This is a genomic window from Bifidobacterium miconis (genome assembly GCF_019331735.1).
GTDB classification, from domain to species: Bacteria; Actinomycetota; Actinomycetes; order Actinomycetales; family Bifidobacteriaceae; genus Bifidobacterium; species Bifidobacterium miconis.
In genome coordinates, this window is the sequence record NZ_JAHBBH010000021.1 from 33,675 (window position 1) to 45,162 (window position 11,488).

The following is an 11,488-nucleotide window of genomic DNA, read 5'->3' on the forward strand; positions in this document are numbered from 1 at the left end:
CCTCAGTCATTTCGTGATGGCTCCCCGGAGATGGGAGCCGTTGCTGCTTTGCCGCCCATCGCACCATCCACCACAATCGTTCCTGACGAACGTTTTTGCTCATTTCCCGCGCCGCTCCCCAAAATCCTCAAAATCGTTCGTCACGCGCGATTCTGTCGCGCGATTCCGTCGTATCCGGTTTGATGGGCCGAGATAGCTCGCGGCGCGTGAATGCGACCATATGACCATCGACATGGGATCATCCGGCACCGGCAGGTCACGCGATGGTTATCAACGTTCAGATTCCATCCCGTGATTGCACGGTTGTTCACGCGACGGCAAATCTACGGCATATTCCATCGTGTGACCTCGCAAACCGCCATATTGGCGGTCACGGGATGGAAAAGCAGCGTGGGATGCCGTCTCGTGACAAAGTCCCCGATCACGGGATGGAAAAGCTTCGTGATTTTCCGTTGTGTGACCTCGCAAATCCTCATATTGGCGGTCACGGGATGGATGGTAGCGCTCAAATTCCGTTCCGTGACCCAAGTCCTAATCACGGGATGGAAGAACGGCGTGATATTCCGTCGCGTGACTTCGGCCGGGGAGGATACGTGACTTCGGTGGGGAGGATATAAGTGTTTCGCGCGTTTCATCCGTGCTGTGGTGGGGATTTCCCACCGCTCTCCAAACGAGACGATCGCGCGTGGAGACGAAAAACGGCGGTTTTTCCGGGACGCCGGAAAAACCGCCGAAAACGTTCGCTGAAAACGATTCTGCTGGATGGAGGACATCGTGCAAGAAGAACGGCCGTCCGGTCTCCCGGCGCGGCCGCCCGCACATTTCCGCCCCGGGGGAGCGAAACTGATCAGTCGTTGTTGGAGTTCTGCTTGAGACGCAGGGTCAGCTCCATCACGTAGTTATAAATTTCTTGCTTTTGCTGCATCTTCTCGTTGATCTGGCGCACTGCGTGCATCACCGTGGTGTGATCGCGTCCGTGGAACACCTCGCCGATGTCCACCAAGCTCATGCCGGTATTTTCGCGGCACAGGTACATGGCAATCTGGCGGGCGATGGACACGTTCTTCGTACGGCCCTTGCCAACGATGTCGTCAAAGGACAGATGGAAGTACTTGGCCACTTGGCTGATGATGTCGGTGGGCTTGATCTCGACGTCCGCCGTGAAGAAATCCTGCAGCGTCTGCTCGGCCAGAGCCGGCGTAACAGGCTGATTGCTCAGTGATGCGACGGCCGTGACGCGGGTGAGCGCGCCCTCCAGCTCGCGGATGTTCTCGGTGAACCGCTCGGCGATCAGGTCGAGCACGTCGTTGGGGATGTTGGTATGGTTCATCGATGCCATCATGCGAAGGATTGCAATGCGCGTTTCCAGATCCGGCGGCTTCACGTCGACCGGCAGGCCGGATTCGAAGCGGGAAATGAGTCGCGCCTCGAAGCCCTTGAGATTCTTCGGCGCCACATCGGACGCGATGACGATACGCTTGTTCGCCTGATACAGCGCATTAAACGTATGGAAAAATTGCTCGAGCGTCGCTTCCTTGCCGCCAAGGAACTGGATGTCGTCGATGAGCAGCACGTCGACCTCGCGGTAGCGGCGGTTGAACTCGGCGATCTGGCCCTGGCTCTTGTTCGTGTCGGACAGCGCCTCGATGAACTCGTTGGTGAATTCCTCGGACGTGACGTACCGGACCTTGAGCGTCGGGTCCTTGACCAGCGCGTAGTTGCCGATCGCGTTCAGCAGGTGGGTCTTGCCCAGACCGGACCCGCCGTAGATACACAGCGGATTGAAGTCGCGCCCCGATCCCTCGGCCACGGCCAGCGCCACGGTTCGCGCGAAGCGGTTGGAATCGCCGGGAACGAACGTGTCGAACGTCGCGTTCTTGTTCAGATGCGTCTGCGGATCGCGCGCGACCTGCGTGCGGCTCGCCGTGAACGTGCCCTCCGGAATCGCCGACGTCATGGACTGCGGCGGCATCGGCTGCGCGGTCATCGCGCCGGCCGGCGCGGGACGTACCGACGGCGTGGCGACGGTCGGCATCTGCCGGCCGATCCGCTGCGCGGATTCGTCCGCGCGGTAGGCGTCCTGGCTCAGGTCGGCGACGGTCGGCGCGGACCGGGCGTCGAACTCCTTCGCGAACGCGCCCTGCTTGGCCTGCTGCGCCGGCGACGGTTCCGGTTCGGCGATCTGCTCCTGACGCGGCTCGACCTTGAACGCGGGGAACATCGACGTTCCCGACGCGATGCTCAGCGCGTGCAGCAGCGGCTGGTTCAGCTCCTTCTGCAGCGCCTGCTGCGTGGCGAGGTTCTCCACGCTCAGCACGATCGTCGTGCCGAACACGGCCTCGGGCACCACGCCTTCGAGCCAGCCCTTGTCGCGGGCGGTAAGCTTTGAATTATGCTTGAGCAGAGCCAGCGCATCGGCCCAGATGCGAGCCGCCTGCGCAGCGGGGTCCTGCGGCGTGTGCGCCATGCGGGCCTCCTCCACTCGAACGAATAATTACGACAACAGACCATTTTTACTCCGAAAGCTGGAAGTTATCCACAGGCTTGCGTGTTGCAAATACTGGAATGTGAATAACATCCGTGTAATTTGTGGATAACTTCACGCCGCATCCGCCTGATTTTCCAACGTTTCCGCGTGTCGCGCCGCGCCCAGCACCGCGTTCGGAATGTGAAAACCCGCTCGGCGTTTTGACTTGTGGGCAGGGGTAAGAGTACTTTGGTATAGCTTGACTCATGAGGAGCCGTGCTTTGGCGCGGCTAAAAACACCGGGAGCTACAACTATGAAGAGGACATTCCAGCCGAACAACCGCCGTCGTCACATGAAGCACGGTTTCCGCGTGCGCATGCGCACCCGCTCTGGCCGCGCGCTCATCAACCGTCGCCGCGCCAAGGGCCGCGCTTCCCTGTCCGCCTGATCGACGGCAACGGCAGTAACCGACGTGGAGCGGCTCAAGAGCCATCGTGATTTCGTCACCGTGCTCAAGCGCCGCCGTAAAGTCAGCGACAAGGATATCGTCGTGCACTATCTGGTGCGCGACGATTCCTCAGTTTTGGGCGATACGGCGACGTCGGCGCGGCGCGTCGGCCTTGCCGTATCCAAAGCGGTGGGTCATGCCGTGACCCGCAACGCGGTGAAGCGACGGTTCCGCGTACTCGCGCGGCGGTACGAATCCAGCCTGCCCGAGCAGTGCGACGTCGTCATGCGCGCCAAGCCGAGCGCCGCGACGGCCGACTTCCAGTCGCTGGAAGCCCAAGTATCGTCGCTGTTTGCCGCAGTGTCGCGCAAAACCGCGAACGCAGCCGCGAAGCGTGACGGTCGATGACCGTCGCCGGCGGCATGATTCGCGCGATTCGCTGGTACCAGCGCGCCATTTCCGCGCATCGTCCCGCCTGCTGCAAGTACTATCCCAGCTGTTCGCGATACGCGATCGAAGCTCTGGAACGATACGGCGCGTTGCGCGGGGGACTGTTGGCCGCGCTGCGATTGCTGCGCTGCCGGCCGTGGAGCCGCGGCGGCATCGATGACGTTCCGCAGCGATATTCCGTGTTTTACCGATTTTCGTGGTCGAAGGCCCATGAGGAGCCCCGACTGACACCACTGGCCTGGCAAGACGGTTCCGGACCGCGGTCCGGCGACGGCCATGCGCAACATAAGGAGACGGCCTCAAGCGATGATCAATTACGATAAATTCCTGCTGGACAGCGGCTTCTGGGGCTGGCTGTACAAGCTGCTGACCCCGGTCGAGTGGCTGATGACCCAGATCATGGCCATCTTCCACAAGTTCCTGACCTTGCTCGGCATGTCGCCCGTCGGCTTCTCGTGGGTGCTGTCGATCATCTTCCTCGTGCTCGTCGTGCATGCGTGCGTGTTCCCGCTGTACTACAAGACGATGAAGTCGATGCGCAAGATGCAGGAAATCCAGCCCAAGATGCAGCGCATCCAGAACAAGTACAAGGGCAAGAACGACCAGGCCAGCAAAGAGGCCATGCAGCGCGAGATGATGAAGCTGTATCAGGACAACGACGCGAACCCCGCCGGTTCGTGCCTCCCGATGCTCATCCAGTCGCCGGTGTTCATGTGCATGTTCTACGTGCTGTCGGCCATCCCGTACATCGCCCGCGAAAAGCGCGCGCCGCTCGGCGCGTTCGACGTGGCCACCGCGCAGCAGTTCTCGCAGACCACCGTGTTCGGCGTGAACGTGACCGACGTGTTCTCCACCGCGGCCACGCACGGCAAGATCGTCATCGGCGTCTTCGTTCTGCTCATGTGCGGCTGCCTGTGGTTCACCACGTACTTCAGCCAGAAGCGCAACATGAACCCGGAGGCGATGGTCGGCCAGGCCGCCACCATGCAGAAGGGCATGCTGTGGGTCTTCCCGATCATGTACATCTTCTCCGGCGTGACCATGCCGTTCGCCGTGCTCGTCTACTGGCTCACCAACAACATCTGCAACCTCGCCCGCACCATGTGGCAGGCGTACGCCTTCCCGACGCCGGGTTCCCCGGCCGCCAAGGACAAGGAAATCCGCGACCACAAGCGCGAGAACGAGCGCCGCGCCAAGGCCGGCGAGCCGAGCCTCGAGGAGGAGAAGCTCATCAAGGCCAAGGAGGCCGCCGAGCTTCGGGAGAAGCAGGGCTACCAGCGCGAGCAGCCGCAGCGCAAGAACCGCGGCAAGAAGAAGTGACGATGCCGCGCTGACGTGACGTACGCGACGCACGCGGTGTGCGTGATGCGCGCGATGCACGCGGTGTGCGTGATGCGCGCGATGCACGCGACATGACGGTCTCGCGGGAAACGGACATGATAACGGACATGATTCGTTTCCCGCGAGACCTTTGGTTTAGACTGGTTTGCAGACTTTGACAATCGACCCTTCGCTGGACAAGGAGTAGTGGACATGGCGGAAGACGAAAGGACGATCGATCAGCTCAACGAGGAAGCTGACATCGCTGCCGATTATTTGGAGGGCCTGCTCGACATCGCCGACTACGACGGCGACATCGAGATGGGCGTGCGCAACAATCGTCCGATGGTGCAGATCGTCGCCGACGACGACACCGACATCAAGCATCTCATCGGCCGCAACGGGGAAGTGGTCGACGCGCTGCAGCAGCTGACTCGGCTGGCCGTCCAGCAGAAGACCGGCGAACGTTCGCATCTCATCGTGGACGTCGACGGGTTCCTCAAGCACAAGCGCCAGCGTCTGCGCGACATCGCGCTCGACGCGATCGACGAGGCGAAGGAGACCGGCGAGCCGGTGAACCTCAAGCCGATGAACTCGTTCGAGCGCAAGGTCGTGCACGACGTCGTGCGCGAGGAGGGCCTCAAGTCGCGTTCGCACGGCGAGGAGCCGCGTCGTTACGTGACGGTGTACCTGCGCGCGAACGCGGAGGACGCCGCCGACGAGACGGAGGAGTGATCCGTGCCGGATCATGTTTCACATGAAACCGTTCGCGGCGGCGACGTTGCGGACGGTATGCAGGATGATGCCGCCGCGCGCGCGACTGCGCACGATGGCATGACGGACGGCGGCATGGCCATGTCCGGCGAGTCGGCCGGTTCGACCGTTGCGTCCGCCCCGGTGACGGACGAGCTCGACGGCTCGCCGCTGCTCGCCGACGTGCTCGGCGACGCGTTGCCCAAGCTTGAGATCTTCCACGACAAGCTCATGCGCGAAGGCGAACCGCGCGGCCTGATCGGCCCGCGCGACGTGGCCATCGTGTGGGAGCGTCATATTCTCAACTCCGCGGCCGTGGTGCCGTTCATTCGCGAGACGACGCGGAACGAGCGGTACAAGACCGTCGCGGACATCGGATCCGGCGGCGGCTTCCCGGGTCTCGTCGCGGCCGCATGCCTGCCGGACCATCGGTTCACGCTGATCGAGCCGATGGAGCGCCGCGTCGAATGGCTCGACGAATGCGTGCGTGAGATGGGGCTGAAGAACGTGGAGGTCGTGCGCGCCCGGTCCGAGGAGATTATCGCCCGGATCCGCAAGCGCGACGGACTGTATCCGTTCGCCGTGGCGACGTGCCGCGCGGTCGCGCCCATGACCAAGCTGTCCGGCTGGACGCTGCCGCTGCTCAAGTCGCACGGCCGTCTGGTCGCGCTCAAGGGGCGTTCCGCGCAGGCCGAAATCGACAAGGCCGCCAAGGAGATCGCCAAGCGCGGGGGAGTGCGTCCGCGGGTGGTCGAGGCCGAGGTCGGTCCCGGACTCGAGCCCACGCATGTGGTGCTGGTGGACAAGCGCTGACTGAGTTATCCACATTATCCACAGTGAGAAAAAGTTATCCACAATGAGATGCAGTTTGCGTGGCGTTCATGTGCAAACGCCGGAGTTCCGGCAATGAGACGGGATTGCACGCACGATCGAGCGGCGCGTTGCACACAGGTTATCCACAGTTATCCACAATACTGTGCACAACTATGTGGATAGTTGTGGATGACTGGCGGGCGATGCGCGCGACGGACGTCCGCACGGCGTCCGAACGGTACCGAAAAACGGCCCAAACAGCCGGTTTGGCCCCGTTTTCATGTCCATGCGAACGATGAAACTGGAACGTACTGTCTTGTGAAGGAGGAGCAGTGTCCACCACCAACGGCGAACCTGAATTCGAAACGGTAGAGCAGACCATCGGCCGCATCTTCGGCAATGGGGCCTCCGATGCCTCGGTGGGCATGCAGATCGCGCAGGAAAAGCAGCGGTACGCCGCCATCGAAGCGCAACGCTTCCCCAAGCCCAAGGAGACCCGCATCATCGCGGTCGCCAATCAGAAGGGCGGCGTGGGCAAAACGACCACGGCCGTCAACATCGCCGCCGCGTTGGCCAAGGGCGGCGCGAACGTGCTCGTCATCGATATGGACCCTCAGGGCAACGCGTCGACCGCGCTCGGCATCGAGCACAACTCCGGCATGGATTCGGTCTACGACGTGCTCGAAGGCCGCCGCACCATCGCCGACGTCAAGCAGGTCTGCCCGGACTTTCCGACGCTCGACGTCGTGCCCGCGTCCATCGACCTGTCCGGCGCGGAGCTGGAAATCGCGGATTCGCCGAATCGCAACAACCTCATGCGCGACGCGCTGGCCAAGTATCTGGCCGAAACCGACAAGCACTACGACTACGTGTTCGTCGACTGTCCGCCGAGCCTCGGCCTGCTCGTCATCAACGCGATGTGCGCGGTCAACGAGATGCTCATCCCGATTCAGGCCGAATACTATGCGCTCGAGGGCCTCGGCCAGCTCATCAACACCATCGGCCTCGTGCAGAAGCACTTCAATCCGACGCTGCTCGTCTCCACCATGCTGGTCACCATGTACGACCGCCGCACGTTGCTCAGCCGCGAGGTGTACTCGGAGGTCAAGAACCACTATCCGTCCATCGTGCTCGACACCACGATTCCCCGTACCGTGAAGATCTCCGAGGCGCCGAGCTTCGGACAGACCGTGATCGCCTACGACAAGGCGAGCATGGGCGCCACGGCGTATCGTGAGGCGGCGCTCGAGATGGCGCGCCGTTCGGACCAGGCGTTGGAAGCGATTGCAATCAAGCGAGGAGAACACTGATTATGGCTACGAAGTCGCGTTTGGGCAAGGGACTTGGCGCGCTGTTCCCGGACCTTCCCGGCGAAGCCCAGCATGAGCTCGACGAACTGTCGGTGATGACGCCCGCGCAGCGGGAGAAGACTGTCGCCGAAGCGCTGTCCGGCAAGTCGGGCGCCCATAAGGCGCCTGCCGTCGCGCAGGACGGCAGCGGCGCGCACGCCGGCAAGTCCGTCTCCCCGCAAGTTCCGGCCGATCCCGACGAGCAGGCGTCGTCCGCCGCGCCGATCAGTCGCACGTCCATTCCGCAGGTCATCAGCACCGCGTCCACGCAGGCGCAGCCGGTGACCGCGCCCGCGGTCGACCGTTCCAAGCCGTCTCCGGCACAGTCCGCGGGCGGTGCCGCGCATGACGGCAAGGGCGGCAAGTCCAAGTCCAAGCGCGCGACCATGCCGAGCATCGGCGATGCCGGCGCCCATCCGAGCGATCTGTTCTTCGGCGACACGACCGCGGCGGTGCCGGTTGCCGGCAAGTCCGTGGCTGCCGAGTCGTCCGCCGCTGCACACGATCGCAAGCAGTCGGCCAAATCGTCGTCCCGCACGGCCAAGTCCGCTGATGTTTCACGTGAAACCAAGAACGACGCGGACGAGCCGGAACTCAAGCCGGTGTTCGGCGGCTATCTTGCCGAACTGAACACCACCGACATCGGGCCGAACCTGCACCAGCCGCGTACCGTCTTCGACGAGGAGGAGCTCAACGAGCTCGCCGCGTCCATCAAGGAAGTCGGCGTGCTGCAGCCGATCGTCGTGCGCAAGCGTCCCGCCGCGCAGATCGAGCAGGCCCGCCGCGACGTCGCCGAACGTGTCGCCAACGGCGACGTCGAGGCGGCCGACGAGCGTCTCGACAGCCCGTACGAGCTCATCATGGGTGAGCGTCGTTGGCGCGCGACCCAGCTCGCCGGCCTGACCACGATCCCGGCGATCGTCAAGACCACGGCCGACGACGACATGCTGCGCGACGCGCTGCTCGAAAACCTGCACAGGGTCGCGCTCAACCCGCTCGAAGAGGCGGCCGCGTACCAGCAGATGATCGAGGAATTCGGGCTCACGCAGGCCCAGCTGTCGAAGTCCGTGTCCAAGTCGCGCCCGCAGATCGCCAACACGCTGCGCCTGCTCAACCTGCCCGCCAGCGTGCAGAAGCGCGTCGCCGCAGGCGTGCTCTCGGCCGGCCACGCGCGTGCGCTGCTGGGCCTGACCGACGAATCGGAGATGGACAAGCTGGCCGACCGCATCATCGCGGAGGGACTGTCCGTGCGCTCCACCGAGGAGATCGTCGCGATGAAGATCGCCTCCGGCGAGCAGCCGCGCAAGGCCCGCGCCAACAAGAACAACCCGTGGGCCAACTCGCCGATCCAGCAGCACCTCGAGAACCGCTTCGACACCAAGGTGTCCATCAAGGGCTCCAAGCAGCACGGACGCATCGAAATCGTGTTCTCCTCGCCCGAGGACATGGACCGCATCCTCGGCCTCCTCGCCCCCCAAGGCGACGCCGCGGCCGATCCGAACGCCGGCTGGCGCTGATCGCAGAGCAATCCAATGCGTGCGCCCCGCTTGCGGTTTCTCCTTTCACGGAGCAGGCAAGCGGGGCGCACTCGTATCCGGCGGTTATTATCCGGTGGTTATTCGGCTGGACTATTCGCCCAGCGCGTTGAGGTAGGACTGGGCGTCGAGGGCGGCGCGGCAGCCCATGGCAGCCCCATGCTGGCGGGCTGCGTTGCGAATGTCAGTCGTTGCTGAGCAGGCCGACCATGTACACGGGCAGATAGAGTATGCGGTTTTCGACGGCAATGTTGCACGGGCCAAATACGTATCCGGTGGAGAGGTGGTATTCGCTGTGAGCCAGCACCGCATCCATCGCATGATGTCGTTTGTATGATTTGCCGGACTTGACTTCAATGGGCAGCACCGCATCATCGCGATCCTGAACAAGAAAATCAAGCTCGCCGAGCTTTTTGCTGTTGTAGTAATACAAAGCGAAGCCATGCGCGGCCAATTCCTGCGCGACGGCGTTCTCATAGATGGACCCATAGTTGACGTCGGGATTCCCGTTCAGCACGTCAAGCGCGGTCTTTCTCAGGAACGAACCGGTGAGCAGACCGACATCGTTATAGAAGAGCTTGAACAGATTGCGTTCCTTGCTCATCTCTAACGGCGTGCACGGCTCATCCACGTTGTAGGCCGCTATAGCCACATCGGCGCCCACCAGCCAGTCAAAATCGGATGCCACCGCCTGGAAACGCAAGCCTTTTTCGACTTTGGAGAACGTGAACCGCTTGTTGGGGTTGTTCAGTTCGCTGGGCACCAGATCGTAGATGGACCGGATGTGAAGTCGATCCTCTTTCCGGGCATACTGTCCGATATCGCGACGATATTCTCTTTTGATGTTTTCCTGTATCGTCCGCACGTTCCTGACGCTGCCATCAGACACGAATGAACTGACCGCCGCCGGCATGCCTCCAATAACCAGATACTTGGCATACAGCTCCATCAATCGGCCATGGATGAAATCATCAATCTCCCTGCGATCGTGCAGACATTCGCGCAGCATGTCGAATATGTCGCTTCCCACTCCCTGCGACCAGCAGAACTCTTCAAAATCCAGAGGATGCATGTCCAATTCGCTCATGTACCCCACAGGTATGGATCGAATGTCCTCCAATTCGACGCCAAGCAGCGAACCGGACATGATGTAGTCGAATCGTCCATCGTCCACAAGGAACTTGATTGCCGTGACGATTTCCTTGCACTGTTGGACTTCGTCGAAGAACACCAGGGTCTTGCCGGGCACCATAGGGCTGTTCGTGGCCAATTCGAGCCGCATAAGCAGGTCCCTGGCGTCGCGCGGAGTGCTGAACAGCGTCGCCATTTCAGGGTTTTCGATGAAATTCAGCTCGACGACGTGTTCGTAATGCGTTTTTGCGAAATGACGGACGATGTACGTTTTACCGATTTGCCGTGCACCGGTAATCAGCAGAGCCGTACGATTGGGAGACGTCCTCCACGCCTCAAGATCAGCTTCGATCTTTCTTGTCAGCAAGATGGCCCCTTCGGATGTGAATTGCATTTTCAAACCATTTTATCTTTCTGAAATTGCATTTTCAAACCAGAAAAAGGGTATTTTATTGCATTTTCCAACCGATTAAGACGCAATATGTTGCATTTTCCAACCGATTGGGGCGCATGTGGCATAGCTGTTGCTTGTTGCGGGGGCTGTCCGCACCCGAGGGAGATCGTGAAGCCGATACATACAAATGTGCTCGCCGACTGCATGATGCCGGTTGAACGGCATATGAGCCGGCGAGCACGCTTGTTGGAGATGCTCGTCTGGAGCGTCAGGCGTTACTCGCCCAGCGCGTTGAGGTAGGACTGGGCGTCGAGGGCGGCGCGGCAGCCCATGCCGGCGGCGGAAATGGCCTGACGGTAGGTGCGGTCCACCACGTCGCCCGCGGCGAAGACGCCCGGGACGGACGTGCGCGTGGACGCGCCGTCGACCGTGATGTAGCCGTCCTCGTCCAGCGCGATCGCGCCGCCGAGGAAACCGGTGGACGGCGTGTGGCCGATCGCCACGAACACGCCGTTCGCGGGCACCTCGCTCGTCTCGCCGGACACCACGTTGCGCACGGTCAGTGACGTCGCCCCCGAATCGTCGCCGTTCACGCGGTCGACCACGGAGTTCGTGAGCAGCGTGATCTTCTCGTTGTCGCGAGCGCGGTCGACCATGATCTTCGATGCGCGGAACTCGTCGCGGCGGTGGATCAGCGTGACCGACGAACCGAAGCGGGTGAGGAACAGCGCCTCCTCGAACGCGGAATCGCCGCCGCCGACCACGACGATCGGCTTGCCGCGGAAGAAGAAGCCGTCGCAGGTCGCGCAGTACGAGACGCCGCGGCC

At 62.1% G+C, this 11,488-nt stretch carries 11 protein-coding genes; 8 read left to right on the plus strand and 3 right to left on the minus strand.

Going from position 1 to position 11,488, the window contains the following annotated elements:
- Window positions 1-847: 847 nt before the first annotated feature.
- Window positions 848-2,467: a chromosomal replication initiator protein DnaA gene (gene dnaA, locus KIH79_RS08245; RefSeq protein WP_219058942.1), complete on the minus strand. Its 1,620-nt coding sequence runs from the start codon at window positions 2,465-2,467 to the stop codon at window positions 848-850.
- Between the two features lie 314 nt (window positions 2,468-2,781).
- Between dnaA and rpmH the strand changes: the two genes are divergently transcribed.
- The 8 genes from rpmH (at window position 2,782) to KIH79_RS08285 (ending at window position 9,118) form a co-directional block, all read left to right on the plus strand.
- Entirely contained in the window at window positions 2,782-2,916 is a 135-nt protein-coding gene (rpmH, locus tag KIH79_RS08250) for a 50S ribosomal protein L34 (protein WP_033494987.1), read from the plus strand.
- Window positions 2,917-2,940: 24 nt separating this feature from the next.
- Window positions 2,941-3,324 (plus strand): ribonuclease P protein component, encoded by a 384-nt coding sequence (rnpA, locus tag KIH79_RS08255; RefSeq protein ID WP_219058943.1) that lies wholly within the window; start codon window positions 2,941-2,943, stop codon window positions 3,322-3,324.
- Window positions 3,325-3,338: 14 nt separating this feature from the next.
- On the plus strand, window positions 3,339-3,689 hold the full coding sequence (gene yidD, locus KIH79_RS08260) for a membrane protein insertion efficiency factor YidD (RefSeq protein WP_219058951.1): 351 nt from the start codon (window positions 3,339-3,341) through the stop codon (window positions 3,687-3,689).
- Window positions 3,676-4,686, plus strand: a complete 1,011-nt coding sequence (gene yidC, locus KIH79_RS08265; protein ID WP_219058952.1) for a membrane protein insertase YidC — start codon at window positions 3,676-3,678, stop codon at window positions 4,684-4,686. Before yidD ends, yidC begins: the two co-directional genes overlap by 14 nt.
- A 213-nt stretch (window positions 4,687-4,899) precedes the next feature.
- On the plus strand, window positions 4,900-5,421 hold the full coding sequence (locus KIH79_RS08270; protein WP_219058944.1) for a Jag family protein: 522 nt from the start codon (window positions 4,900-4,902) through the stop codon (window positions 5,419-5,421).
- A 120-nt stretch (window positions 5,422-5,541) separates the two neighbouring features.
- Entirely contained in the window at window positions 5,542-6,252 is a 711-nt protein-coding gene (gene rsmG / locus KIH79_RS08275; protein ID WP_219058953.1) for a 16S rRNA (guanine(527)-N(7))-methyltransferase RsmG, read from the plus strand.
- A 332-nt stretch (window positions 6,253-6,584) separates the two neighbouring features.
- Window positions 6,585-7,562 carry a ParA family protein gene (locus KIH79_RS08280; RefSeq protein ID WP_338023130.1) on the plus strand — a complete coding sequence of 326 codons (978 nt, stop codon included), beginning with the start codon at window positions 6,585-6,587 and terminating at the stop codon, window positions 7,560-7,562.
- Window positions 7,563-7,564: 2 nt separating this feature from the next.
- Window positions 7,565-9,118, plus strand: coding sequence for a ParB/RepB/Spo0J family partition protein (locus KIH79_RS08285; RefSeq protein ID WP_219058945.1), 1,554 nt, complete (start codon window positions 7,565-7,567; stop codon window positions 9,116-9,118).
- A gap of 202 nt (window positions 9,119-9,320) precedes the next feature.
- Here the strand turns inward: KIH79_RS08285 and KIH79_RS08290 are convergent, their stop codons facing one another.
- Window positions 9,321-10,634 carry an ATP-binding protein gene (locus KIH79_RS08290; RefSeq protein WP_219058946.1) on the minus strand — a complete coding sequence of 438 codons (1,314 nt, stop codon included), beginning with the start codon at window positions 10,632-10,634 and terminating at the stop codon, window positions 9,321-9,323.
- A 302-nt stretch (window positions 10,635-10,936) separates the two neighbouring features.
- The coding region (locus KIH79_RS08295; RefSeq protein WP_219058947.1) for an NAD(P)/FAD-dependent oxidoreductase at window positions 10,937-11,488 on the minus strand (552 nt) is incomplete at its 5' end.

Bases quoted from the DNA above. Each gene is read 5' to 3' on its own strand.
- dnaA (WP_219058942.1), bottom strand. From the start codon at position 2,467: ATGGCGCACACGCCGCAGGACCCCGCTGCGCAGGCGGCTCGCATCTGG.
- rpmH (WP_033494987.1), top strand. From the start codon at position 2,782: ATGAAGAGGACATTCCAGCCGAACAACCGCCGTCGTCACATGAAGCAC.
- yidD (WP_219058951.1), top strand. From the start codon at position 3,339: ATGATTCGCGCGATTCGCTGGTACCAGCGCGCCATTTCCGCGCATCGT.
- KIH79_RS08270 (WP_219058944.1), top strand. From the start codon at position 4,900: ATGGCGGAAGACGAAAGGACGATCGATCAGCTCAACGAGGAAGCTGAC.
- rsmG (WP_219058953.1), top strand. From the start codon at position 5,542: ATGTCCGGCGAGTCGGCCGGTTCGACCGTTGCGTCCGCCCCGGTGACG.
- KIH79_RS08285 (WP_219058945.1), top strand. From the start codon at position 7,565: ATGGCTACGAAGTCGCGTTTGGGCAAGGGACTTGGCGCGCTGTTCCCG.